This window comes from Streptomyces sp. bgisy100 (assembly GCF_057709105.1).
In genome coordinates, this window is the sequence record NZ_JBYITE010000039.1 from 42,454 (window position 1) to 68,150 (window position 25,697).

Consider the following 25,697-nt stretch of genomic DNA (forward strand, 5'->3'; position numbering starts at 1 on the left):
ATCGGGCGTCCGAGCACCGCACCGCGGCGGTGCGGGACCTCCCGCCGGGAGCACGGCCGGAGGAAGGGGTGTACCGCACCCGGGACACCAAGTCGCCCACGGCGCGGGGCCCCACCGCGGCACCGGGCCCCACCGCGGCGCGGCGCAACGTCCGGCGGGACCGGCCCCGGCTCGGCGCAACCTCCGGCGGGACCGGCCACGGCACGGCGCGACCCTGCGGCCGAAGACAGAACAGAGGACAGAGCCGAGGGCGGAGCAGAGGGCAAGCAGAAGACAGAGCCGAGGGCGGGACCGAGGAGGGAGCCGGGAACCCCCGCCCGCCCGAGCCCCGTTCACCGCCGGCCCCCACCTCCGGACCGGCCGGCCCGCCCGCGGGGCGACGGCGCCCCGGCACCGACGGGAGACGGCACCGGGAAACGCGGACGGCTCCCGGGCGCGCGTCAGCGCGCACCCGGGAGCCGTGGAAGCCCAGTTGCGTCCCGGCGTCCGCCGGGCGGGCGGCCGTTACTTCTTGTCGCCGCCCTTGCCGCCCTTGTCCTTGTCGCCACCGGCGCCCATGGACTCGTAGATCTCCTTGCACATCGGGCACACCGGGTACTTCTTGGGGTCGCGCCCCGGGACCCAGACCTTGCCGCACAGTGCGACGACGGGCGTGCCTTCCAGCGCGCTCGCCATGATCTTTTCCTTCTGGACGTAATGGGCGAAGCGCTCGTGGTCGCCGTCACCGCTCGACACCTGCGGCGTCGGCTCCACGAGGGTGCCGGTCCCTGCCCCGCGCTCGGGCTCAAGAGTGCTCATATCGGCAAGGGTACTCAACGCGGCCCTGCTCAGTTGAGGCTCGGGTCGTCGGGGTAGGTCGCCACCATGGCGAGCTCGTTGCGCTGCCGCCGCAGCACCGCCCGCCACAACTGCTCGGGGTCCGGCGAGGACACGTCACCGGGCTCCGACTCCACCACGTACCAGGCGCCGTCGACCAGCTCCTCCTCCAGCTGGCCCGGCCCCCAGCCCGCGTAACCGGCGAAGATCCGCAACGAGCCGACGGCCGCCGCCAGCAGCTCCGGGGGCGCCTCCAGGTCGACCAGCCCGATCGCCCCGTGCACCCGCCGCCAGCCCAGCGGCCCCTCCCCCACGACCGCTCCGGCCTCGCCGGGCACCACGGCCACGCCGAGCGCCGAGTCCAGCGACACCGGACCGCCCTGGAAGACCACGCCGGGGTCCCCCGCCAGCTCGGCCCAAGACTCCAGGATGTCACCGACCCCCACCGGTGTCGGCCGGTTCAGGACGACCCCCAGCGACCCCTCGTCGTCGTGGTCGAGGAGCAGCACCACCGCGCGGTCGAAGTTCGGGTCGGCCAGCGCCGGTGTCGCCACCAGCAGCCGTCCTGTGAGGGAGGACACCTCGGTCATGAGCACATGATCCCGCACGTTCGCCCCGCGCGGGGAGTCAACCGGGCTACGTGGCTGATGGCAGCACGGGGCGTACGGCGGCAGCGGGGGCGCGCCCGGTGACCCAGCGGCGCGATCGGTGGACGGAGCGTGTTGTCACACGTTCATGACGTGACCGTGGCGTTCTCGCCCTTACGGGACAGGGCCACTCGGCCCTTACCATTTCCCTTTGGCCCCTGCCCAACTCCAGGAACGCGAGATCCATGACCGGCACCGACGATGTCCTGCTTGTCCACGGCGGCACCCCGCTCGAGGGCGAGATCCGTGTCCGCGGCGCGAAGAACCTCGTGCCGAAGGCCATGGTCGCCGCTCTGTTGGGAAGCGAGCCCAGTCGGCTGCGCAATGTGCCCGACATCCGCGACGTCCGCGTCGTCCGCGGGCTGCTCCAGCTGCACGGCGTCACTGTCCGGCCGGGTGACGAGTCCGGCGAGCTGATCCTCGACCCGTCCCGGGTGGAGAGCGCCAATGTCGCCGACATCGACGCGCACGCCGGCTCCTCCCGCATCCCGATCCTCTTCTGCGGCCCGCTGCTGCACCGGCTCGGCCACGCCTTCATCCCGGGCCTGGGCGGCTGCGACATCGGCGGCCGTCCGGTCGACTTCCACTTCGACGTGCTGCGCCAGTTCGGCGCGGTCATCGAGAAGCGGGCGGACGGCCAGTACCTGGAGGCTCCGCAGCGGCTGCGCGGCACCAAGATCCGCCTGCCGTACCCGTCGGTCGGCTCGACCGAGCAGGTGCTGCTGACGGCCGTGCTGGCCGAGGGCGTCACCGAGCTGTCGAACGCCGCCGTGGAGCCCGAGATCGAGGACCTGATCTGCGTTCTGCAGAAAATGGGCGCGATCATCTCCATGGACACCGACCGGACCATCCGGATCACCGGTGTCGACAAGCTGGGCGGCTACAACCACCGCGCGCTCCCGGACCGCCTGGAGGCGGCCTCCTGGGCGAGCGCGGCGCTGGCCACCGAGGGCAACATCTACGTGCGCGGCGCGCAGCAGCGCTCGATGATGACCTTCCTCAACACCTTCCGGAAGGTCGGCGGCGCCTTCGAGATCGGCGACGAGGGCATCCGCTTCTGGCACCCGGGCGGCCCGCTGAACGCGATCGCGCTGGAGACCGACGTCCACCCCGGTTTCCAGACCGACTGGCAGCAGCCGCTGGTCGTCGCCCTGACCCAGGCGTCCGGGCTCTCCATCGTCCACGAGACGGTGTACGAGTCGCGGCTGGGCTTCACCTCCGCCCTGAACCAGATGGGCGCGCACATCCAGCTCTACCGCGAGTGCCTGGGCGGCTCCGCGTGCCGCTTCGGGCAGCGGAACTTCCTGCACTCGGCGGTCGTCTCCGGCCCGACCCGGCTCCAGGGCTCCGACCTGGTCATCCCGGACCTCCGCGGCGGCTTCTCGTACCTGATCGCGGCGCTGGCGGCGCAGGGCACCTCCCGGGTGCACGGCATCGACCTGATCAACCGCGGCTACGAGAACTTCATGAGCAAGCTGGTGGAGCTGGGCGCGAAGGTCGAGCTCCCGGGCGGCTCCACGAGCGCCTGAGCCCGCCGTCCGGCTGCCGGGCCCGCCCCTGGGCGCCCGCGGGCAGCCGGACGGGGCCCAGGGCCGTGACCGGGCCCCCGGCGCCTGTGACGGAGGCGGCGGGCCCCGGCGGGGGCCCCGCACCGGCCGGGGCCTCAGCCCACACGGCACGGCCCTGGCCCCGCACGCACGAAGAGGCACCGCACGCACGACGAAGGGCGGCCACCCCGGAAGGGGTGGCCGCCCTCTGCGTTGTCTGTGGCCTTACTTGCCCTTGGCGGCTTCCTTGAGCTTGGAGCCCGCGGAGACCTTCACGCTGTAACCGGCCGGGATCTGGATCGGGTCGCCGGTCTGCGGGTTACGCGCGGTGCGAGCGGCACGGTGGGTGCGCTCGAAAGTCAGGAAGCCGGGGATGGTGACCTTCTCGTCGCCCTTGGAGACGACCTCACCGATGGTCTCGGCGAGGGCGGCCAGGACGGCGTCCGCGTCCTTGCGGGTCACCTCGGCGCGCTCGGAAAGAGCGGCCACCAGCTCACTGCGGTTCATAGTTACTCCCGTGTTCATCTTGCCAATGAGGCGTGAGATCGAAGCCGATGCTGCCAGGGCCCTCGGACAGTCCCCGGACCCGGGTCTGAAGCCAGACCCTCGCGCCCGCGATACGCATCCTGCCCCCACCTGAGGCGGGAAAGCCAATCCGGCACCCTCGAGAGTCACACGGAAAGCGCCACTGCCTCACTTTGTGACGCTCCGTCCACTCCCGGCAGCGCACCGCAGGGCCTCGCTTCAGGGTGTGCGACCCTTTTCTGCCCCCGTCACCCTATGGGGGCCACTGCGGCCCGGAGTCACGCGACGCGCCGTGCCCGGGCCTGCCGGAACCGGCCTACTGCTCCGCGGTGACCCCGGTCACCGCCGGTCCCGACGCCTTGGCGGCGTCCCGGACCGCACCCGCGACCGCGCCCGCGACCTTGTCGTTGAAGACGCTGGGGATGATGTAGTTCGGGTTGATCTCGTCCTCGGTGACCACGTCGGCGAGCGCCGCGGCGGCCGCCAGCATCATCTCGGTGTTCACCGTGCGTGACTGCGCGTCGAGCAGGCCGCGGAAGACGCCCGGGAAGACGAGCACATTGTTGATCTGGTTGGGGAAGTCGCTGCGGCCGGTGGCGACCACCGCGGCGGTCTGCCGGGCCACGGCCGGGTCCACCTCGGGGTCCGGGTTGGCGAGCGCGAAGACGATCGCGTCGTCCGCCATCGCGGCGACGTCCTCGCCCGCGAGCACGTTCGGCGCGGACACGCCGATGAAGACGTCCGCACCGGCCACGGCCTCCTTCAGGGTGCCGGTGACGCCCTCGGGGTTGGTGTTGTCGGCGATCCAGCGCAGCGGGGACTCCGGGTCGGCGGAGACCAGGTCGGGGCGCCCGGCGTGCACGACGCCGTGGATGTCGGCGACCACCGCGTGCCGCACCCCGGCCGCGATCAGCAGCTTGAGGATGGCCGTGCCCGCGGCGCCGGCGCCGGACATCACGACCCGGACGTCGCCGATGGCCTTGCCGACCACCCGCAGCGCGTTGGTGAGCGCGGCGAGGACGACGATGGCGGTGCCGTGCTGGTCGTCGTGGAAGACCGGGATGTCGAGGGCCTCGCGCAGCCGGGCCTCGATCTCGAAGCAGCGCGGCGCGGAGATGTCCTCGAGGTTGATGCCCGCGAAGCCGGGGGCGATGGCCTTGACGATCTCCACGATGGCGTCGGTGTCCTGGGTGTCCAGGCAGAGCGGCCAGGCGTCGATCCCGGCGAAGCGCTTGAAGAGGGCGGCCTTGCCCTCCATCACCGGCAGGGCGGCCTTGGGACCGATGTTGCCCAGGCCCAGCACCGCCGAGCCGTCGGTGACGACGGCGACGGAGTTGCGTTTGATGGTGAGGCGGCGGGCGTCCTCGGGGTTGGCGGCGATCGCCGTGCAGACCCGGGCGACACCCGGGGTGTAGATCATGGAGAGGTCGTCACGGTTGCGAATGGGATGCTTGGACGCCATCTCGATCTTGCCACCGAGGTGCATCAGGAAGGTACGGTCGGAGACCTTGCCCAGGTGGACGCCCTCGATGCCGCGCAGCTTCTCGACGATCTCGTCGGCGTGCGCGGTGGAGGTCGCGCCGACGGTGACGTCGATCCGCAGCGTCTCGTGGCCGGAAGCGGTGACGTCGAGACCGATCACCGAGCCCCCGGAGGACTCCACGGCCGTGGTGAGCTGGCTGACGGCCGTGCCGCTCGCCGGCACCTCCAGCCGGACGGTCATCGAGTAGGAGACGCTGGGCGCCGTTGCCATGGCGGACTTCCTCTGCTTTCCCTTGTTTCGCGTGACGCGCGACCACAGGGATACCGGGACGCGCCGTACGATCGTCGCACCTACCAGCCGGTACACGGTAACCGGCCAGGACGCCCCGGGCCCCGTACAGCGGGCCGGGAGACGCCGGCCGCAGCGGGCCGGACCAGCGCACGCCCCCGCATCGGGCGCCCCCCGCACAGCACTTCGGGCGCCCCTCCGCGGAGGAGGGGCGCCCGAGGTGCGAACGAAGGTGGCACCGACCCGCCATGCTCGCCTCGCGGCAAGTGGTCGCTCGAAGCGACTAAGGTTGGGCCCGGGGGCTTGGATCGGGCCGGTGCCACACTCAGGCTAACAAAGAGCCCCGGAAAGTCATTCCTGGGCGGCCAGTTGGTCCGAAATCGACCCGGTCAGCCGACGTCAGTCCCGCAGCAGATCCGGCACCCCGTCCGCGTCCGGAGCGTCCCGTTCGCCGGAGAGCACGGTCAGCCGCTGGGTGGCCCGGGTCAGCGCCACGTACAGCACCCGCAGGCCGGCCGGGGACTCGTCCGCGATCTCCGCGGGCGAGACGACGACCGTGGCGTCGTACTCCAGGCCCTTCGCCTCCAGGCTGCCCAGGGGCACCACCCGTTCGCCGAGGCCCGCCAGCCACTGCCGGGCCTCCTCGCGCCGGTCCATGGCGACGACCACGCCGACGGTGCCGTCCACCTCGCCGAGCAGCCGTTCCGCCTCCTCGCGGACGGCCGCTCCGAGGGCTCCGGCGGTGTCCCGGTTCCGCTCGCGGGCGGGGGCGCCGGCCCGCGCGGGGCCGCCCGCCGGGCCGCCGTTCGCCGCAGGGTCGTCCGGTCCGGTGCCGTTCACTCGCGTGCCGTTCGTCCCCGTGCCGTCCACCGCCGTGACGTTCGTCCTTGTGCCGTCCACCGCCGTGACGTTCGCCGCCGTGACGTTCGCCGCCGTGACGTTCGCCGCGACGGCGAAGCGGGGCACGGTGCCGGTGGAGCGGACCGCCGCCGGGGACTCCATGCCCGGCATGGCCAGGGCCAGCACCTTGGCCGCGACCTCGGCGATCTCCGCCGGGTTGCGGTAGTTGACGGTCAGGGTGAACCGGCGGCGCGGCCGGGGGCCGAGCGCCTCGTCCCGCGCCTCGGCGGCCTCGTCCGGGTCCGACCAGGAGCTCTGCGCGGGGTCGCCCACGACCGTCCAGGTGGCGTGCCGGCCGCGGCGGCCCACCAGCCGCCACTGCATGGGCGTGAGGTCCTGCGCCTCGTCGACGATGACATGGGCGTAGTCCGTCCGCTCCTCCTCCAGCCGCTCGGTGCGGCTGCGGCGGCCGGCGGTGCGGTCGGCGAAGGTGGTGACCTCGTCCAGGCCGGTGAGCTGGTCGAGCGGGTCGGCCTCCCGCTTGCGGGGGCGGGCCGGCGCGCCGAGCAGGGTGTGCAGTTCGTCCAGCAGCGCCACGTCGTGCACGGAGAGCGGTCCCCGGCCCTCGGGGTCCAGCCGCCGCAGGGAGCGCGCCAGCCGGCGGGCCTCGCGCGGGTTCAGCACCCGGCGCGACCAGCGGGCGAGCCGCCGTTCGTCGGCCATCGCGGCGAGCACCCGGCGCGGGGTCAGCTCGGGCCACCAGGCGTCGAGGAAGTCGATGAAGTAGGGCTCGCCCGTGATGTCGTCGTCGAACGCCTGCCGGGCCTCGGCCGCCAGCTCCGGGTCGCTGTACCGGCGGCCCGCGCCGGACTTCGCCCAGAGGGCGTCCAGCACCAGCCGGCGGGCCCGCGGGCGCAGCAGGTTGACGGGCGCGGTGCCGCCGAGCGCGGTCCGGCGGATGTGCTGGAGGTCCTCCGGGCCGAGCTCGATGCGGCTGCCGAAGGCGACCACCCGGAGCCGCTCGGGGACGTCCGGCGGCGCGGTGCCGTCGGCGCCGGGGCGCGGCAGTTCCAGGGCGCCGCGGACCGCCTTGCGGAGGACCTTGAGCATCCGGGAGGAGCCCTTGATCCGGGCCACCGCCGGTTCGTCGTAGGTGGTGGCCTCGGCCCCGTCGACGAGTGAGCCCACCGCGCGGATGGCGACCTGGCCCTCCTCGCCGAGGGACGGCAGCACGCCCTCGGTGTAGGCGACCAGCAGCGGGGTGGGGCTGACCACGAGGATGCCCCCGGCGTACCGGCGGCGGTCCTGGTAGAGGAGGTACGCGGCGCGGTGCAGCGCCACCGCGGTCTTGCCGGTGCCGGGGCCGCCGCCGACCTCGGTGACGGAGGCGGCGGGGGCCCGGATCACCTCGTCCTGCTCGGCCTGGATGGAGGAGACGATGTCCCGCATGGCGTGGCTGCGGGCCCGGCCGAGCGCCGCCATCAGCGCGCCGTCGCCCACCACGGGCAGTTCCCCGCCGTCGAGCGTGGCGGTCAGTTCGGGTCTGAGCAGGTCGTCCTCGACGCCGAGCACCCGGCGGCCCTTGCTGCGGATCACCCGGCGGCGCACCACGCGGCCGGGGTCCTTGGGCGTCGAGCGGTAGAAGGGCGCGGCGGCGGGCGCGCGCCAGTCGATGACCAGCGGGGAGTAGTCGGCGTCGAGCACCCCGAGCCGGCCGATGTGCAGGGTCTCGGCGATGTCGCCGTACGCCCCGGCCTCGTCGGTGCGCACGGCGTCCTCGGAGGGCTCCACCGAGGTGTAGGCGCCGTCCGGGCCGCGCTTGCCGTCCTTGCCCAGCAGCAGGTCGATCCGGCCGAAGAGGAAGTCCTCGAATTCGCTGTTCAGCCGGTTGAGGTGGACGCCGGCGCGGAACACCTGGGCGTCGCGCTCGGCGAGCGCCCCGGGCGTGCCGACCTGGCCGCGGCGAGCGGCGTCGTCCATCAGGAACTCGGCTTCGTGGATCTTCTCCTCGAGGCGCCGGTACACCTGGTCCAGATGTTCCTGCTCGACCCCGATCTCGCGGTCCCGAACCGAATCGACTGCGGCATCCTGCGCGGCCACCCGGATCCCCCTTCTGACGTGCTGGGCAGCCGTCAACCGTACGCCACGGGGGCGTGCGGTGCACGCCTGCCCGTCCGGGGCCGGGAGGGGGAGTCCGGAGCGGAAGGGCCCGGTCAGTGGGGGTGCGCCGGAGGAGCGGCGGGCGGGCACGCCGGAGCGGGCCGCGCGGGCAGCCGGACGGCTGCGGACGCGGCCCGCCGGGGTGCGATCAGGCGTCGACCGAGACGAGGCGCTTGCCCGAGAAGGTCCGGACCTCGAAGTGGTCGATGTCGTCGCGGGACATCGCGGCACCGCCGTGGACGTACAGCGGCTTCTTGCCGGCCTCGTGCTTGCTGCCCGGGATGCCGTAACCCCATCGGGGGACGCCCCAGGACGTGATGACCTCTTCCTCGCCGCTCTTGGACACGGCGATGAGGTTGCAGCGCTCGGGGCCCTTGACGTTCTTCAGCTCCAGAACCGTGTGGGTGCCCCAGGCCTTCTTCTCGGTGCCGACCGTGGCAGCGATCTTGGTGCCGGGGTCGGTTCCCTTGACCTTGTCGGTCATGTGGTTGAAGAACGCGTCCTCTGCCGGGCTGGTGGAGTGCGCGTGCGGCAGGGCGACGTTGGAGCCGGTGTTCTCCGCGGTCACCGCCGTGGCGATCACCGGTCCGCCGATGATCAGCGCGGCGGCCGCGGCCACCAGGTACAGGCCTCGGCGCCGGCGCTGAGTCCGCCGCACGGCCACCTCGTCGACCAGCCGGTCCAGCAGTTGCGGCGTCGGCTTGGCGTGGAGGGTCGCGGGATCGGGTACCGCGGAGGGAGTCTCGGCAAGCGTGGCGAGCAGCGGTTCGAGACCCATGAACTCGTCGAGCTGCTGTGCGCAGGGCTCGCAGTAGGCCAGGTGGTCCTCGAATCGGGCCGCGTCCGCAGCGTCCAGCACGCCGAGCGCGTAGGCACCGACGGCCTCGTGCTCTGAATGGCGCTCGTACGCTGTCATGCCGTCACTCCTCGTTCCTCGAGCGCGAGCTTCATGGAGCGCAGCGCGTAGAAAACACGGGATCTCACGGTCCCGCTGGGTATGCCGAGTTTTTCTGCCGCTTCATTGACGGTCCGACCCTTGAAGTATGTCTCGACGAGCGCTTCCCTATGCGCGTCACTGAGGTCACCCAAGGCATCCGAGAGCGTCATGAGTGACAGAGCCTTGTCAATCTCATCCTCCGCGGGCATGAGTTCCAGAGGTGACGGGTCGACCTCCTGCGGGCGCGCCTGACGGCTGCGGTGCCCGTCGATGACGATGCGCCGCGCGACGGTCACGAGCCACGGCCGCACCGAGCCGGTGGCCCGGTTCAGTTGGTCCGCGTTCCGCCATGCCCGTACCAGGGTTTCCTGGACGACGTCCTCCGCGCGGTGGCGGTCACCCGCGACCAAGCGGAGGACGTAGGCGAGCAACGGACCTGCGTGCTCGCGGTAGAGAGCCCGCATGAGCTCCTCGTCCGGCACGGGGGTGCCGACTCGGGGCTTCTCGGCCCTATGGCGCGTTCTTGAAGGACGATGTTCGACCACGGCCGCATCCTTGCGCACCCGAACCTCCTGGTCGAGTCCCAGTTTTGGAGAAAGGCTGGGAACGGTCATTGACGGAAGCCACGAAGTGGGGCGGGGGTCCGCAGCCCTCGTCTGCGGCGGACCCCCGCCCGTCCTCGGAACCACTGGCGTGGGGGAACGGTCAGTGGCCCGAGGAGTTTCCGGAATCTCCGCCGCTCTGGCCCGAGTCCGGGAGACCGTCGTCGCGGACCGCCGTGCGGCGGAGGGCGGCAACGGCGGGGGCGGACACCGCGTGCGGTCGGGCGCGGTCGGACTGGCGCATGGGTGTTTCCCCCAAGGATCTGGTGGACGCGGGCTTTTCGCTGCTTCCCCCATGAGTACGCGCGGGGCTCTCGAACGACTCAACGCCGCGACAAAAAGTTTGCGGATCGCTCGGCAGGCGGCGGGCAATACGGGCGCGGCGGGGCGGCAGTTCACGGCTCGCGGCATGACGCGTCTCACACTCGGAATTTCCGCGGGGCGCGGGACGGAATCCGCTTCATTTCCGCAGAGTCGACACAGCGGACACATTCCGCATCGCGGAGGAATCGCCAGGAATGGCCGGGGCGGTGAAGTCCGTCGGTGCGCAGCCCTGACGTTTCAGGATTCGGCGTTGGTCACCGCGGGACTTCTCTTGGCCCCTGATGGACCGATGGTGACCGCCGGCGGATCGCCGACGGCACGGCCCGATGGCCGGGAGGGCAGGAACGAGGCCCCGGGAGGTCCGGAATCGAACCCCCCGTAACGGGGTACCCCGACCGGGTCGCCCCCGCCCTGGGGACAACGGGCCTCGGCCCTGGGGACATCGGGCCTCGCGCCACGGTGACAGCGGCCTCGCGCCCCGGGGCGGGAGGCCGCGCCAACGGCGTCTACGCGTCCCCGTACTTGGTGTCCGCCGCCGGGTCGAGCGCCAGCCGGTAACCCCGCTTGACCACGGTCTGGATGAGCTTCGGCGCGCCCAGCGCCGTCCGCAGCCGGGCCATCGCCGTCTCCACCGCGTGCTCGTCCCGGCCCGCCCCGGGCAGCGCCCGCAGCAGGTCCGCCCGCGACACCACCCAGCCGGGCCGCCGGGCCAGCGCACGCAGCAGCGCCATGCCGGCGGGCGGCACCGACCGCAGCTCGCCGTCCACCAGCACCGCGTGCCCGCGGATCTCCACCCGGCGGCCACCGACGACCAACGGCCGTACCCGTCCCGGGAGTTCGGCGCAGAGCAGCTGGACGAGCGGCCCGAGCCGGAAGCGTTCGGGCTGTTCGGTGGGGATGTCGTGGGCCTCCAGCGGCAGCGCGGTCACCGGCCCGACGCAGGCCGGCAGCACGTCGTGGCGCAGGGCCTCGACCAGCTCCGTCAGCAGTCCGCGCTCCCGCGCCCGGTCCAGCAGGGAGGCCGCCGCGGGTGCGCTGGTGAAGGTCACCGCGTCCAGGGAGCGGGACACCGTGGCGTCGAGCAGCCGGTCCAGCGGGCCGATGTCCTCCGGCGGCATCCAGCGGTAGACGGGCACACCGACGACCTCGGCGCCCCCGGCCCGCAGCGCCTCGATGAAGCCCGGCAGCGGCTCCCCGTGCAGTTGCAGCGCGATCCGGCGCCCCTCGACGCCCTGCTCCAGCAGCCGGTCGAGGACCTCGGCCATCGACTCGGAGGCGGGGGACCACTCCTCCGTGAGCCCCGCGGCCCGGATCGCGCCCTTCACCTTGGGCCCGCGGGCGAGCAGTTCCACCCCGCGCAGCCGCTCCAGGAGGGCGTCGCCGAGGCCCCAGCCGTCGGCGGCCTCGATCCAGCCGCGGAAGCCGATGGCGGTGGTCGCGACCACCACGTCCGGGGCGGTGTCGATCAATTCCTTGGTGGCGGAGAGGAGTTCGGTGTCGTCGGGGAGTGGAACGATGCGCAGCGCCGGCGCGTGCATCACCTCGGCGCCGCGGCGCTGCAGCAGCGCGCCCAGTTCCTCGGCGCGCCGGGCGGCCGTGACGCCGACGGTGAATCCGGCGAGGGGCGGCGGAGCGCTGGCCCGCTCCGCCGCTTCTGTCTTCTCCTGCATGGCTCTCGTCCCGCTTCGCAATGGTGGTGCGTGTGTGCCGGCGGGCCGTCCCGGGCCCGCCCGGCTCTTCCGGGTCCTCGGAATCCTGTCAACCGGCGGTGACGGGCGCGGTACTCCTGTGTTTCCCCGCTGTTACGGCGCCCACCGCCCCGGCCGTGCGCCCCCGGGCGCGTGCTGCCGAGGACCGGTTCTAGGGCGTGTTTCGAAAGTAGCGTCGTCCGCCCGAAGGGCGGGGCCGGAGGTGTCCGGTGCGTGCGATCGCAAGGCGGAGGGTGGGGGTACCTCCCGGGCCGCCAGGCCCAGGGGGAGAGAGCGCAGCGGGCTGCGCCGACGACCGACAACGCAGCGTGGGGGCACCTCCCGTGCCCGAAGGGCAACGGGGGAGTGCGTGCCGGGCACCTCCGGCCAGGCGGGACTTTCGAAACACGCCCTAGATCTCAGCGTAGGCGGGCTCCGGCCGCGTCCGCTCGGCCGTCCGGGCCGTCGGCGTCGTGCGCCGGAGGTATACCGCCCAGGTCACGACGGAGCACAGGGCGTAGCAGGCGAGGAAGGAGCAGAACGCCGGGGTGCCGCTGCCGGTGGTCTGGAAGGACTGGCGGAAGGCGAGGTTGATGCCGAGGCCGCCGAGCGCGCCGGCCGCGCCGATCAGCCCCATCGCGGCGCCGGAGAGCCGCCGCCCGTACGCCGCGGCCTCCTCCCCCGCCAGGCCGCGGGCGACCGCCTTCGCCTGGAAGATGCCGGGGATCATCTTGTAGGTGGAGCCGTTGCCGAGCCCGGACAGGACGAACAGGGCGATGAACCCGCCCAGGAACACCGGCAGCGACCGCGTCACCGAGGCCTGGACGACCACCAGGGTCGCGGCGGCCATCGCGGCGAAGTTCCACAGGGTCACCCGGGCACCGCCGATCCGGTCGGCGAGCCGGCCGCCGACGGGGCGGATCAGGGAGCCCAGCAGCGGGCCGATGAAGGTGAGGGAGGCGGCCTGGAGCGGGGTGCGGTCGAACTGGTTCTGCAGGACCAGGCCGAAGGCGAAGCTGTAGCCGATGAACGAGCCGAAGGTGCCGAGGTAGAGCAGCGCCATGATCCAGGTGTGGGCGTCCCGGGCCGCCTCCCGGGCGGCCCCGGTGTCGTTCCGCACCGGCGCGAGGTTGTCCATTCGCAGGGCCGCCAGCACCGCCGCGATCACGATCAGCGGGATGTAGACCGCCAGCACCAGCCGGGGGCGGCCGGCCCCGGCCACGCCGATGACCAGCAGGCCGACGAGTTGGATGACCGGGACGCCGATGTTGCCGCCGCCCGCGTTGAGCCCGAGCGCCCAGCCCTTCTTCCGCAGCGGGTAGAAGGAGTTGATGTTGGTCATGGAGGAGGCGAAGTTGCCGCCGCCGACCCCGGTCAGCGCCGCCACCACCACGAACGTGGTGTAGGAGGTGCCGGGGTGCATCACGGTCGCCGCGGCGGCCGTGGGCAGCAGCAGAAGGAGGGCGCTGACGACCGTCCAGTTGCGGCCGCCGAACCGGGCGACGGCGAAGGTGTACGGGATCCGGAGCACCGCGCCGACCACGGTGGGCACCGCCACCAGGAAGAACTTCCCGGCCGGGTCGACCCCGTACTCCGGGCCCATGAAGAGCACCATCACCGACCACAGGCTCCAGATGGAGAAGCCGATGTGCTCGGAGAGGACCGAGAACGCCAGGTTGCGCCCGGCGATCCGTTTGCCCTGCCCTTCCCAGAAGGCGGTGTCCTCCGGGTCCCACTGCTCGATCCAGCGGCCTCCCTTACGGGCTGTGGTGCTCGGAGCGGTCATCACGCCTCCACGGGTGTCGGGCCTGAGCGGCAGCCATCACCACCCGACGGTAGGGAGGCCGCGTTTCAGCGCCGTGGCGACAGGTGACGCGGACGAAACCTTGCTCTCACCCGCCGCCCGGGGGTGCTGTGAGTGCCCCCGTACGCGCCCGGCCCGCCCGGCGCCGGCCGCCGCCGCTGGGCCACAGCCGCACCCGGCGCCCGGCGGCCAGGTCCTCCGCCCAGCCGGAGCCCAGCACGAGCAGCGCGATCAGCGGCCAGGCCAGCAGGAACATCAGTACGGTGTCGGCGCTCTCCAGGAGACCGGACCAGCCCGGGCTGTCGGCGAGCCAGGGCACGTCCCACAGCAGATCGATCAGCGGCACGGTCGCCATGATCGCGACCTCGTGCCAGAGGTAGATCGTCACCGCCCGGTTGTTGGCCAGCGTGACCGGCTTGTCCAGCCGTCCCAGCCGGCCCGGCAGTTCCCGCCAGGCCGGGGCGAAGCTCAGGAGCAGCGCGCAGAATCCGAACGACCACAGGGCCTGGGCCAGGGGGATGTCGTTGAGGTCCAGGCCGTCCTCGCCCGGGTGCCCCGTGGCCCACCACAGCCCCAGCGCCATGAACACCGGTGCCAGCGACGGGACGAGATACGCCGGGATACGCCGGAGCAGCCCGTCGTGGTGCGCGAAGCCGAGGACCCAGCAGGAGCCGTAGACCACGAAGTCGGTCACGGCCTCGCCGGTGGCGCCCGGGATCTCCACCAGCCCGGTCCCGAGGAGCGCGGTCAGCCCGAGCGGGGCGAGCAGTGTGGTCCACGGCTGCCGCCGGAACGCCCGCAGCAGCAGCGGTGACAGCACCACGAACCAGAAGTAGGCCCGCAGGTACCAGAGCGGCCCCGCGGCCTGCGACGCCCAGCCGTCCTCCAGGAGGCCGTCCGGGCTGCCGAGGTGCCAGGGGTAGGGCGGGGTGCCGACCGGGACGATCCAGCAGAGGACGCGCAGCCACCCCCAGTTCCCCTCCCCCTTCTCCGGATGCCAGCCGGCCAGGAACATGGCGCCGAGCGCCACCGCGCCGAACAGCCACAGCGGCGGCAGCAGGCGGCGGAGCCGGCCCCGCAGGACACCGAGGGCCGGACGCTCCAGCGAACGGGCCATCAGCGAGCCGGCCAGCGCGAACATCACGCCCATGGACGGGAACGCCAGCGTCAGCCAGGCCCATTCGAAGGTGTGGTAGCCGACGACCCGGACCAGCGCCAGGGCGCGCAGCAGATCCAGATAGCGGTCCCGGCCGGGCCGGACGCCGCCCGGGACGACTGCCGGTGCGGCGGGGCTGCCGGTGCCGGCCCGGTGCCGTGCGGCGGCGCCGGCGGAACGGACGGTCATCCGATGCGCTCCTTCTCCAGGACGCCGGTGGCGCGCGGCACCGTTCCGGTCACGGGTGCGCCGACCGCCCCGGTGCGGCGCAGCTTCTGCCAGCGGAGCCGTCCGCCGCTGAGAGCCGTGATCCAGGACTGGAGCAGCACCACGTACATGAGCTGGCGGTAGAGGATCTGCTGGAGCGGCAGCGAGACCAGATGGGTCTTCTTCTCGCCGTCCAGCCGGAAGGCGTAGGCCGCGCACACCGCCTGGACGGCGAGCACCCCGAGCCAGGCCAGCACGGTCTTCCCGGTGGGGCCGAAGATCAGGCCGTACGCGAGGAAGACGTCGATCAGCGGGGCGAGCAGCGGCGCGAGCACCATGAACAGCGAGACCAGCGGCAGCCCGACCCGGCCGAACCGGCCGGACGGACCCGACTCGACCAGCGCCCGGCGGTGCTTCCAGATCGCCTGCATGGTGCCGTAGCACCAGCGGTAGCGCTGCGACCAGAGCTGCTGGACCGTCTCGGGCGCCTCGGTCCAGGCGCGGGCCTTCTCGGCGTAGACCACCCGCCAGCCGTCCCGGTGCAGGGCCATGGTGATGTCGGTGTCCTCGGCGAGGGTGTCCTCGCTCATCCCGCCGACCCGTTCCAGGGCGTCGCGGCGGAAGGCGCCGACCGCTCCGGGGATGGTGGGCATGCACCGCAGCACGTCGTACATCCGGCGGTCCAGGTTGAAGCCCATCACGTACTCGATGTGCTGCCAGGCGCCGATGAGGGTGTCCCGGTTGCCGACCTTGGCGTTCCCCGCGACCGCGCCGACCCGCGGATCGCCGAATGGCTGCACCAGCTCGCGGACGGTCGACTCCTCGAAGACCGTGTCGCCGTCCATCATCACCACGATGGCGTGGGAGGCGTGGGCGATGCCGTTGTTGAGGGCGGCGGGCTTGCCCGCGTTCCGCTGCCGCACGACCCGCACGCCGGGCAGGCCGAGCCCGTCGACGATGTCGGCCGTGCCGTCCGCGGAGCCGTCGTCGATGACGATGATCTCCACCGGGTGGTCCCCGGCGACCAGCGAACGCACGGTGTTGGTGATGCACTTGGCCTCGTTGTACGCCGGGACCAGCACGGTGACCGGCTCGGTCACCGGCGGCCCCCAGCGGAAGCGGCGCCGGCGCACCTTGCGGGCGTGTGCCCAGGAGAGCACCAGCATCAGCCCGAAGCGCAGGAACACCAGGAAGCCGACGACGGCGAGCAGCACGGCCAGGGTGTCCGTGGTGTCCTCGGACAGCTCCACCGCGAGGACGAACGCCTTGCCCTTCCACAGCTCGGCGCCGGTGACGGGGGTGTGCGCGCTGGGCGCCTTCAGGGCCCGGGTCAGCGTCGGGAACGTGTAGCCGCGGTCCTTGAGTTCGGGGATGATCCGGTCGAGCGCGGCCAGGGTCTGGGAGCGGTCGCCGCCGGAGTCGTGCAGCAGGACGACCGCCCCGGCGCCGCGCTTGGCGGGCAGGGCGTTCCGGACGATCGCGGCGACGCCGGGACGCGCCCAGTCCTCGCTGTCGGTGTCGATGAAGGCGCTGATGTAGCCGCGGCTGCCGATGTAGCGGGTCACCGGCCAGGACCTGTCGTCCAGGGCGTCGGCGGTCGCCGAGTACGGCGGCCGGAAGAGCGAGGTGCGGATCCCGGCGGCACCGGCCAGCGCGAGCTGGTTCTGGGTCAGCTGCCAGTCGATGCCGGAGCGGGACCGGTACGAGAGGTCGGGGTGGTTGAAGGTGTGCAGGCCCACCTCGTGCCCCTCGGCCACGATCCGCCGCACCAGTTCGGGGTAGCGGGCGGCCATCGTGCCGGTGACGAAGAAGACGGCGTGCGCCCGCTGCTGCTTCAGCCGGTCGAGGATCCGCGGCGTCCACACCGGGTCGGGCCCGTCGTCGAAGGTCAGCACGACCTTCCGGTCGGGGATCCGGTGGCTGACCGGCCGGCCCTCACCGCGGGCGTCGAGGACCGGCCCGCCGCTCAGGATCCGCTCCGGGACCTCCCCGGAGGGCGCGGCGGACCGCACCCGGTGGTCGGCGAGGATCTCGCTGTGGACGTAGCCGCGGAGCATCAGCATGGCGAGCAGCGCCACGAGGAAGGTGAGCGGCAGCAGGTGCCGCATCGGCAGCCTGCGGCGCCGGGTGCGCCCGCGGGCGCGCGGGGACCTCATGATGTGCCGCCCTCGGGGGCCGGCTGCGAGCTCTCGGGGGCCGGGGAACCGGTCGAGGGCTCGGGCGTCGAGGACGCCGACTCCGCGGGTACGGGGCCGGGCCCCGCGCCCGGGTCGGGTGCGGGTCCCGGCTCGGCGCCGGGGTCGGGGTCCCGGTCCGGGACCGGCTCGGTCACCGGCCCGGGCGCCGGGGTGACCTTCGAACCGGCGGTGCCGGCCGTGGCGCGTTCGCCCGTGCGCGGCGCGGCCTTCTTCCCGTCGCGCCTGCGCTCCTCGGCGGACGCCCGCCGGCCCGGCCGGCCGGACTCGGAGGCGTACGGCCCGGCGGTGGCACCGGCGCCGGCCACGCCGGTGGCCGGGGCCGGAACACCGCGCTCCGCCCCGGCGCCCTTCTCGGGCGACGTCACCACGGCGTCCCGCGGCTTGTCGTCGTCGGCGCCCGGGATCAGCAGCCAGGGGGCACCGGCGTTGCCGCCGAGCAGCGAGTAGACCAGCACGGCCGCGTACCCGGCGCAGCCCGCGCCCAGGATCCAGCCGATGCGCCGGAGTTTGCGCCGGCGCCGGCCGCTGCTGTCGACGAACACCGGTCCGCCGTCCTCATCGGTGCCCGGGGGCCCGCCGAGGGACACCTCCGGCAGCTGCCGGGTCGGTTCGTCGTCGTCCAGTCCGGTGTAATCGGCCAGGTCGGCCAGGGGCGCCGGGCCGGCGCCCGGGGCCACGGCACTCCGAAGCAGGGCAGGGTCTCGTAAGTTGTCCACTGGTGTACGCACATCCCGGGGTGCAGAGGCCGATCGAGGTGCGCACGCGACGTCTCCGGGCATCTGCCGTCGGGCCCGGTCTCCCCACCCGGCCCGAGGCGCCCCCTACCGCATTGCGCCCGGACGAGGAACTTAGCGCACACCGGGGACACACCGGCGCACGCCCCTTTTAACGGTCGGAGTCGGTCATTTCTCTGCCAAGTGCGGACACTCCGGTGCTACTTCCCGATGGACGCCATCAGTGTCCCGTCGACATCGGGCAGCCAGGAACCAGCGGGGCGCTCCAGCCAACGCTCCGCCTCCCCCAGCGACCGCGCCGCCTCAAGCAGCACGTCCAGCCCCGGGTGACGCAGCCCGCGGCGCCACACCATGGAGACCGCGGAGAGCGGGACCGGCTCCACCAGCGGCCGGCGCACCGCCCAGGGCATGTCGACGAACTCCACGCTGGCCAGCACCGGCCGCCCCAGCTTCTGCATCACCCGGGCGAACTCGTCCTTGCCCTCGATCGGCGGCAGCGGGGGCAGCGCGGCGATCCGGCGCCCGGCGAAGAGCAGGTCCGCGAGCCCCGTCCACTCGGCGGTCGCCGGGTTGCCCGCACCGGTGTAGACGGACTCCCCGGCGAGCGCCGCCAGCGGCACGGCCGGCAGCCCGGCCAGCGGATGATCCGCCGGCAGCACCACGGTCATCGGCTCGTACCGCACCGGGCAGTGCTCCAGCCGGGCCAGGACGGCCGGGGCCAGCCCCGCCACCCGGCCGAACGACACATCGAGCCGGCCGACGAGCACGTCCTCCGCCGCGCCGGTGAGACCGCTGTGGAAGCGGGCGAAGAACTCGGTCCCGGGCGCGGCGCTCCGCGCCTCGGCGAGGACCCGGTGCGCGGTGGCGTACGGCGAGCCGACGTCGACCAGCAGCGGGCGTCCGCCCCCGTCGGCGCAGGCGGCCACCAGCTCGTCCTGCGCCGCCAGCACCCGGCGGGCGTACGGCAGCAGCCGCTGCCCGTCCGCCGTCAGCTCGACGCTGCGCGTGGTGCGGAGGAAGAGCGTGACCCCCAACTCCCGCTCCAGCCGCCCGATGTCCCGGCTCAGCGCCTGCTGGGCGACGAACAGCCGGGCGGCGGCCCGGGTGAAGTGCAGCTCACCGGCGACGGTGACGAAGGCGCGCAGCAGCCGCGGGGCGATGTCTCGGGGCACCCGGCCAGTCAACAACACGGATGCGTGAATCGCCACTGATCAGGTGTTGGACCAACACCGTTCCGGGCGACGACCGTTGAGCCATGCCCTACTCCTCCGACCCGCCCCTGCTGACCGTGGTCGGCGACACCCTGGTCGCCGCCGACCGCCGGATGCCACCGCCCGCCCGCCGCCGCGGCCCGCTGACCCCCTACCGCCGGATCTTCGCCGCGCCCGGCGCGGTCGCCTTCACCCTGGCCGGCGCCCTGGCCCGGCTCCCGATGTCCATGCTCGGCGTCGCCACCGTGCTGCTGATCGCCCTGGAGCGCGACTCGTACGCGCTGGCCGGAGCGGTGTCGGCCACCGGGGTGGCGGTCACCGCCGGCACCGCCCCGCTGCTCGGCCGGCTGGTGGACCGGCACGGGCAGGCCCGGGTGGCCGTTCCGGCGGCCCTGGTGTTCGCCACCGGGACGACGTCCCTGCTGCTCTGCGTGCACCACGGCGCCCCCGCCTGGGCCCTGCTGCTGAGCTGCGCCGGCGCCTCCGGCGCCCCGGGCGTCGGGGCCATGACCCGGGCGCGCTGGGCCCATCTGCACCGGGACAGCCCCCGGCTCCGGCACGTGGCCGGCTCCTTCGAGCAGGTCCTCGACGAGCTCTGCTTCATGGTGGGCCCGGTGCTGGCGATGCTGCTGTGCACCCTGGTCGCCCCGGAGGCGGGGCTGCTGACGGCGGCGGTCCTGCTGACCGCGGGCACCCTGCTGTTCGCCGCCCAACGCGCCACCGAACCCCCGGTCCGCCCGCGGCCCGGCGGCCGGTCGGCGGGGCCCCTGCGGGTCCCGGGCCTCGGGGTGCTGCTGGCCGTCCTCCTGGCGACCGGCGCGCTCTTCGGCTCGATGGAGGTGGCGACGATCGCCGCCGTGGACACGCTGGGCGGCACCGCCCCGAGCAGCGCCGTCCTGGCGCTCCAGGCGGCCGGCTCCGCCGCGGCCGGTCTGGTCTTCGGCGCGCTGCGGCTCCGGGCCGCGTCGGCGGGCCGCCTCGTCACCGGCGTCGCCGCCATGGCCCTCGGGGTGCTGCCGCTCACCGCGGCCGACGGCCTGCCGACGCTGGCGGCGGGGCTGTTCCTGGCGGGTACGGCCACCGCGCCGACGATGGTCACCGGGATGGCGCTGGTCCAGCAACTGATCCCGGAGGCACGCCTCAACGAGGGCATGACCACGGCGTACACCGCGCTGCTGGTGGGCATCGCGGCCGGCGCCGCCACGGGGGGCCGGACCGTGGAACACCTCGGCCCCGGCGCGGGCTACTGGGTCCCGGCGCTGGCCGGAGCCCTGGCCCTGACGGTCGCCGCGGCCGGGGCCGGGCGGCTGCGGCGGGGCCTGCGCCGCTCCCCGGGCACCCTGCCGGAGACCCCGTGAACATGGCCGGAGGCTCGTGAACGCCACCGGATGACGTCCCATGGAACGCCCCGGATGACGTCCCGTGGAACGCCGAAGGCCCCGCTGAGAACAGCTGGGGCCTTCGACGCACATGGGATGAGTGGAGATGGCGGGAATCGAACCCGCGTCCAACGGTGCGGAAACAGGGCTTCTCCGAGCGCAGTCCGCTGCGATTTTCTCGGCCCCGGAGATCACGCGGACAAGTCTCCGACGGGCTCAGTCACTGTTTGATTTCCCACTCGGCCCCGTGACCGGGCCTAGTGGTTTAGTTCCCTAGCTGATGCCAGGATCCGGGTCGGGAACAGCCCCGGGCTGACAAGTTCACCAGTCGCTACTTAGGCAGCGAGGGCGAACTGAGTGCGCTTGTTATCGGCACTTATTGGTTGCGACATATGGTTTACGAGATCATTGCCGCTTCCTCGGCTCGCTTCCCCTGCTTCGACAGCCGCTGTCGAAACCGATCATCCCCATGTTGATTTTTCAATCTGCGGCGCCGGGCGTGTGCCCGGGCTGCTTGCGCCATCGTACGGGATCAACGCGGACCCGTGCCAGCGTATTCCCGGCCTGTCAAGGACACCCCGGCCCGCGGGCCGTACGCCCCGGCGCCGGACGATGAGCTGCCCGCGCCCACGCGGACGCAGGCGCAGCCCGGCGGATCAGCTCTGCTGCCGCCGCTTCACCGCCGAGATCACCCGGTCGGCGTCGCGCTTGTCCTGCTTCTCGCGCAGCGCCTGCCGCTTGTCGTACTCCTTCTTGCCCTTGGCCAGGGCGACCTCGACCTTGGCCCGGCCGTCCTTGAAGTACAGCGCCAGCGGGACGAGCGTGTGCCCGGTCTCCTGGGACTTGCTCTCCAGCTTGTCGATCTCCGCGCGGTGCAGCAGCAGCTTCCGCTTGCGCCGCGCGCTGTGGTTGGTCCACGTCCCCTGGGTGTACTCGGGGATGTGGACGTTGTGCAGCCACGCCTCGCCGCCGTCGAGCTGCGCGAAGCCGTCCACCAGGGAGGCACGCCCCTGCCGCAGCGACTTCACCTCGGTGCCGGTCAGCACGAGACCGCACTCGTAGGTGTCGATGATGGTGTAGTCGTGCCGCGCCTTCTTGTTCTGCGCGATCAGCTTGCGCCCCGTCTCTTTAGCCATAGCCCGGCCATTCTCGCACTATGCCCCGCCCCCGAGGCCACTCAATACTGTGCGGGCCCGGTCCTCGGCGCCCCCGCGCACGGCCAGATCAGGCGTGATGCCGCGGCCGTCCACGAGGCGCCCGGCGGGGGTGCGGTAGTGGCCGACGGTCAGCTCGGCGACCGAGCCGTCCGGCAGCTCGCTCGGCATCTGCACCGAGCCCTTGCCGAACGTCCGGGAGCCCACGACCACCGCCCTGCCCCGGTCCTGGAGCGCGCCGGCCAGCAGCTCGGCGGCGCTCATGGTGCCGCCGTCGACGAGCACCACCAGCGGCCTGCCGGTGTCGCCGCCCTGCCGCGCGTAGAGGGCCTGCTGCTCGCCCCGGACGTCGTAGGTGGCCACCAGGCCGCCGTCGAGGAACGCGGACGCGGCGGTGACGGCCTCGGTGACCAGACCACCGGAGTTGCCGCGCAGGTCGAGCAGGATGCCGTCGCCCGCGGGGGCCTTGCGCACCGCGCGGCGCACCTGCTCCCCGGTGCTCCGGGTGAACGAGCCGACCGTGATCCGCGTGGTGCGGTCCGCCGCCCACCGGCGGGCGGTGACGGTCTCGGTCGCCAGCCGCGCCCGGTGCAGCGGCTCCTGCCAGGCGTGCCCGCCGCGCTCCAGACCGAGCTCGACCGGCGTGCCCGCACGGGCCGGCCGACCGCCGTCCCCGGCGCCGCGCAGCCGGGCCACCACATCGGTGACGGGCTGCCCGGTGATGGTGCGGCCGTCGATCGTCCGGAGCCGGTCACCGGCCCGGACGCCGGCGTGCCCGGCGGGCCCCTCGGGCTGCACCCGGGCCACCTCGATCCGGCCGCCGCGGCCGCCGCGGACCCAGATGCCGACGCCGACGTAACTGCCGTCGAGGGCCTGCCGCACATCCTCGTACTCGCGGGCGCTGTAGACGGCGCCCCAGCGGTCACCGCTGCGGCTGACGACCTCCTCGGCGGCCTGCGAACCGGACTTGCCGTCCGCCATCGCCTCGGCGGCGGCCCGGGCGACCTCGGCGCGGTCGGCGGCGCGGGCCACCGAACGGGCGGGCAGCCGGGCGGCGTTCGCCGTCCCGCCGTCCCAGAGACCGGAAGCGGCCCCGGCGGCGACGACGCACCCGAAGACCAATGTCAGGGCCGCCCCGCGGCGGACGCTGCGGGGCCGGAGGAACGTACACGGGCCCGACATGCGGGTGAGTCTAGGACACCGAAGGGCGCCGTACGGCCAATCGCCCGTACGGCGCCCCGGGTACAGATCACACCTTGAGGTACTTGCGCAAGGCGAAGAAAGCCGCAAGTGCGGGCATCAGGAGCCCGGTGGCGAGCACCAGCGGCAGCTTGGCGAGGACCGCGTCCCAGCCGATGAAGTTGATCAGCTGCATCTTGTCCGCGAGCGCCAGGCCGTGGTCGATCAGGAAGTAGCGGCCGACCAGCAGGATCGCGCAGGCGCCGGTGGCGCCCAGCAGACCGGCGAACGCCGCCTCCATGATGAACGGCATCTGGATGTAGAAGCTCGACGCCCCGACCAGCCGCATGATGCCGGTCTCCCGGCGGCGGCTGAACGCCGACACCCGCACCGTGTTGACGATCAGCATGAGCGCGACGACCAGCATCAGCGCCATGACGCCGAGGGCCGCGTACTTCATGCCGTCGAGCAGGTTGAAGAGGTTCTGCAGCAGGTTCTTCTGGTCCTGGACCTGCTGCACACCCGGCCGGCTGGAGAAGGCGCTGGAGATGACCTGGTACTTCTCCGGGTCCTTCAGCTTGACCCGGTAGGACTCCTGCATCTGGTCCGGCGTGAGGGAGCTGGCCAGCGGCGAGTCGCCGAACTGCTCCTTGTAGTGCTTGTACGCCTGGTCACTGCTCTCGAACTGCACGGTGTCGACGACCGGCAGCTTCTTCAGATCCGCGCGGATCTGCTGCTTCTGGTCCTCGGTGACCGCACCCTTGGCGCAGTTGGGGTCGCTCGTCGCGTCGTTCTTGTTGCAGAGGAAGATCGAGACGTTGACCTTGTCGTACCAGAAGCCCTTCATCGTGCTCACTTGGTCCCGCATGAGCAGGGACCCGCCGAAGAGGGCGAGCGACAGGGCGACGGAGACGATGACCGCGAAGGTCATCGTGAGGTTGCGACGGAGACCGACGCTGATCTCCGACAGGACGAACTGGGCGCGCATGATGTCCTTTCAGGGGGCGGCCGCGACTACGGGACTCAGGATCAGTGCTGGTAGCCGTAGACACCGCGCGACTGGTCGCGCACCAGTCGGCCCTTTTCGAGCTCGATGACGCGCTTGCGCATCTGGTCGACGATCTGCTGGTCGTGCGTGGCCATCACGACCGTGGTGCCGGTCCGGTTGATCCGGTCCAGCAGCTTCATGATGCCCACCGAGGTCTGCGGGTCCAGGTTTCCCGTCGGCTCGTCGGCGATCAGCAGCATCGGGCGGTTGACGAACGCCCGCGCGATGGCCACGCGCTGCTGCTCACCACCGGACAGCTCGCCCGGCATCCGGTCGTCCTTGCCGCCGAGCCCCACGAGGTCCAGGACCTCGGGGACGGTCTTGCGGATCTGGCCCCGCGGCTTGCCGATCACTTCGAGCGCGAAGGCGACGTTCTCGCCGACCGTCTTGTTGGGGAGCAGCCGGAAGTCCTGGAACACGGTGCCCAACTGGCGGCGCATCTGCGGCACCTTCCAGTTGGAGAGCCTGCCCAGGTCCTTGCCCAGCACGTGCACCGCGCCGTGGCTGGCCCGCTCCTCGCGCAGCAGCAGCCGCAGGAAGGTGGACTTGCCGGAGCCCGAGGACCCCACGAGGAAGACGAACTCGCCCTTCTCGATCTCGAGCGAGACATCGCGGAGAGCAGGGCGCGTCTGCTTGGCGTAGGTCTTGGAGACGTTGTCGAATCGGATCACGGATGCACCAGGGTCGACCTGTAGAGGGGACACGGGACGCCGTGGTGGGCTCCCGTCGGTGAGCGTGACCATACGCGAAGCGGGAGGGGCCGTGCAGACGTCGGTCGGCCGTTGAGCGCCGATTCACGACACTATTCAGGACAAAGGACGCATTGGCCGCAGACTTCCCACCCACGACCGGGTCACGGAATCCAGCGGGGCGCGCCGAATCGTGGTGGAGCTGGCACAGTGGTAGGGGGAACCGGAGTGTTTCCGCCTGCGTTGGCCACAGTGAGGAGGAGATCGCATGACATGCGACCGTCTGGTGTGCGCCAACTGCGCGGCCCCGGTCAGCGAGGGCCGCTGCCCCGTCTGCCGGGCGAGCCGCGAGCGGCTTCAGCAGCAAGGACCGTTCGGCGGGCTCTCCCCGGCGGCGCTGCTGGCCCTGCTGGTGGCCTTGATCGCCGTCGCCGTGCTGGCGCCCGTGCTGGCCCAGCAGGGCGCCTGAGCCCTGCCCGGTCCGCCCCGGCCGCGATTCCGCGCGGCCCGGTGGCCGCGTCGGCGTGTCGGCGAGCCGGTGCGCGCGCGTCACGTCCGTGAGCTCTCGGGTCCGTGAGCCGGTGCGTCTCGTATCCGTGAGCCGTCTTGGGCCGCGAGCCGCTGTGTCCCCGGCCCGCGTGAGCCGTCTTGGGCCCGCGAGCCGCTGCGTCCCGGGCCCGTGAGCCATGTCCCCCGGACCCCGGCCGCTGTGGAGCCGGCGGGCACCCGCGCCGCAGGACTGACGGTCGCGTAGGGGCCCCCGGCGCGGTGCCGGCCGGCCACCGGGCCGGGCGGCTCACGCCACCCTGCGCACACCGGCCACCCACGCCCGCGCGCCCCGTACGCCCGAGCGCCCCGTACGCCTGTCGCCCCACCCGGCTCCACCCTCTCCGGTGCCCCACAGGGCCCCGGAAACGCCCCGCAGAGGCCCTCCGTGACCGTCTGCACGGTCGCGGGCCCGGACCGGGTCCCTCCGGCGCCGTCGCGGCCCTCCGGCGCCGTCGCGGCGCCGGAACGCCGCAGGGGCCCCGGGGGGGGGGGGGGGGGGGGGTGGGGGGGGGGGGGGGGAGGGGGGGGGGGG

At 72.9% G+C, this 25,697-nt stretch carries 20 protein-coding genes and 1 other RNA gene; 3 read left to right on the plus strand and 18 right to left on the minus strand.

The window, feature by feature from the left end; genetic code table 11:
* Positions 1–504: 504 nt before the first annotated feature.
* Positions 505–798 (minus strand): DUF3039 domain-containing protein, encoded by a 294-nt coding sequence (locus AC3EQ1_RS23265; RefSeq protein WP_351512686.1) that lies wholly within the window; start codon positions 796–798, stop codon positions 505–507.
* Positions 799–827: 29 nt separating this feature from the next.
* Positions 828–1,406, minus strand: a complete 579-nt coding sequence (locus AC3EQ1_RS23270; protein ID WP_432096279.1) for a YqgE/AlgH family protein — start codon at positions 1,404–1,406, stop codon at positions 828–830.
* Positions 1,407–1,648: 242 nt separating this feature from the next.
* Here AC3EQ1_RS23270 and murA point away from each other — a divergent pair, with 242 nt between their 5' ends.
* Entirely contained in the window at positions 1,649–2,992 is a 1,344-nt protein-coding gene (murA, locus tag AC3EQ1_RS23275; protein ID WP_432096280.1) for a UDP-N-acetylglucosamine 1-carboxyvinyltransferase, read from the plus strand.
* Between the two features lie 243 nt (positions 2,993–3,235).
* On the opposite strand, the gene AC3EQ1_RS23280 is transcribed toward murA, so the two are convergent.
* The 11 genes from AC3EQ1_RS23280 to AC3EQ1_RS23330 all read right to left on the minus strand — a co-directional run bounded on the left by AC3EQ1_RS23280 (position 3,236) and on the right by AC3EQ1_RS23330 (position 19,128).
* A complete protein-coding gene (locus AC3EQ1_RS23280) occupies positions 3,236–3,517 on the minus strand; it encodes an HU family DNA-binding protein (RefSeq protein ID WP_351512681.1) in 282 nt (93 codons plus the stop codon).
* 334 nt (positions 3,518–3,851) lie between these two features.
* Entirely contained in the window at positions 3,852–5,288 is a 1,437-nt protein-coding gene (locus AC3EQ1_RS23285) for an NAD-dependent malic enzyme (RefSeq protein ID WP_432096281.1), read from the minus strand.
* A gap of 417 nt (positions 5,289–5,705) precedes the next feature.
* Complete coding sequence (locus AC3EQ1_RS23290) at positions 5,706–8,246, minus strand: HelD family protein (RefSeq protein ID WP_432096282.1); 2,541 nt, start codon at positions 8,244–8,246, stop codon at positions 5,706–5,708.
* Positions 8,247–8,454: 208 nt separating this feature from the next.
* Entirely contained in the window at positions 8,455–9,222 is a 768-nt protein-coding gene (locus AC3EQ1_RS23295; protein WP_432096283.1) for a zf-HC2 domain-containing protein, read from the minus strand.
* Positions 9,219–9,857, minus strand: coding sequence for a sigma-70 family RNA polymerase sigma factor (locus AC3EQ1_RS23300; RefSeq protein ID WP_432096284.1), 639 nt, complete (start codon positions 9,855–9,857; stop codon positions 9,219–9,221). The genes AC3EQ1_RS23295 and AC3EQ1_RS23300 overlap by 4 nt, the downstream gene beginning before the upstream one ends.
* 818 nt (positions 9,858–10,675) lie before the next feature.
* A complete protein-coding gene (locus tag AC3EQ1_RS23305; protein WP_432096285.1) occupies positions 10,676–11,839 on the minus strand; it encodes a uroporphyrinogen-III synthase in 1,164 nt (387 codons plus the stop codon).
* A 430-nt stretch (positions 11,840–12,269) separates the two neighbouring features.
* The gene (locus AC3EQ1_RS23310; protein WP_432096286.1) at positions 12,270–13,643 is read right to left on the minus strand and encodes an MFS transporter; all 1,374 of its coding nucleotides are present in this window, start codon (positions 13,641–13,643) and stop codon (positions 12,270–12,272) included.
* A gap of 106 nt (positions 13,644–13,749) precedes the next feature.
* Complete coding sequence (locus AC3EQ1_RS23315; RefSeq protein ID WP_432096287.1) at positions 13,750–15,006, minus strand: acyltransferase family protein; 1,257 nt, start codon at positions 15,004–15,006, stop codon at positions 13,750–13,752.
* Positions 15,003–17,180, minus strand: a complete 2,178-nt coding sequence (locus AC3EQ1_RS23320) for a bifunctional polysaccharide deacetylase/glycosyltransferase family 2 protein (protein WP_432096288.1) — start codon at positions 17,178–17,180, stop codon at positions 15,003–15,005. Before AC3EQ1_RS23320 ends, AC3EQ1_RS23315 begins: the two co-directional genes overlap by 4 nt.
* Entirely contained in the window at positions 17,177–17,899 is a 723-nt protein-coding gene (locus tag AC3EQ1_RS23325) for a hypothetical protein (RefSeq protein ID WP_432096289.1), read from the minus strand. The genes AC3EQ1_RS23320 and AC3EQ1_RS23325 overlap by 4 nt, the downstream gene beginning before the upstream one ends.
* 257 nt (positions 17,900–18,156) lie before the next feature.
* A complete protein-coding gene (locus tag AC3EQ1_RS23330) occupies positions 18,157–19,128 on the minus strand; it encodes a LysR family transcriptional regulator (RefSeq protein WP_432096290.1) in 972 nt (323 codons plus the stop codon).
* Positions 19,129–19,211: 83 nt separating this feature from the next.
* Here AC3EQ1_RS23330 and AC3EQ1_RS23335 point away from each other — a divergent pair, with 83 nt between their 5' ends.
* Positions 19,212–20,525 (plus strand): MFS transporter, encoded by a 1,314-nt coding sequence (locus tag AC3EQ1_RS23335; protein ID WP_432096291.1) that lies wholly within the window; start codon positions 19,212–19,214, stop codon positions 20,523–20,525.
* Positions 20,526–20,644: 119 nt separating this feature from the next.
* On the opposite strand, the gene ssrA is transcribed toward AC3EQ1_RS23335, so the two are convergent.
* From ssrA to ftsE, 5 genes are all read right to left on the minus strand, one after another.
* Positions 20,645–21,015, minus strand: a transfer-messenger RNA (tmRNA) gene (gene ssrA, locus AC3EQ1_RS23340).
* A gap of 187 nt (positions 21,016–21,202) precedes the next feature.
* Entirely contained in the window at positions 21,203–21,682 is a 480-nt protein-coding gene (gene smpB / locus AC3EQ1_RS23345; protein ID WP_351514863.1) for an SsrA-binding protein SmpB, read from the minus strand.
* 18 nt (positions 21,683–21,700) lie between these two features.
* Positions 21,701–22,882 carry a S41 family peptidase gene (locus AC3EQ1_RS23350; protein WP_432096292.1) on the minus strand — a complete coding sequence of 394 codons (1,182 nt, stop codon included), beginning with the start codon at positions 22,880–22,882 and terminating at the stop codon, positions 21,701–21,703.
* A 67-nt stretch (positions 22,883–22,949) separates the two neighbouring features.
* Positions 22,950–23,867 carry a permease-like cell division protein FtsX gene (ftsX, locus tag AC3EQ1_RS23355; RefSeq protein WP_351514859.1) on the minus strand — a complete coding sequence of 306 codons (918 nt, stop codon included), beginning with the start codon at positions 23,865–23,867 and terminating at the stop codon, positions 22,950–22,952.
* Positions 23,868–23,908: 41 nt separating this feature from the next.
* The gene (gene ftsE / locus AC3EQ1_RS23360) at positions 23,909–24,598 is read right to left on the minus strand and encodes a cell division ATP-binding protein FtsE (protein ID WP_351514857.1); all 690 of its coding nucleotides are present in this window, start codon (positions 24,596–24,598) and stop codon (positions 23,909–23,911) included.
* Positions 24,599–24,884: 286 nt separating this feature from the next.
* Between ftsE and AC3EQ1_RS23365 the strand changes: the two genes are divergently transcribed.
* A complete protein-coding gene (locus tag AC3EQ1_RS23365; protein ID WP_351514855.1) occupies positions 24,885–25,085 on the plus strand; it encodes a hypothetical protein in 201 nt (66 codons plus the stop codon).
* Positions 25,086–25,697: the final 612 nt, after the last annotated feature.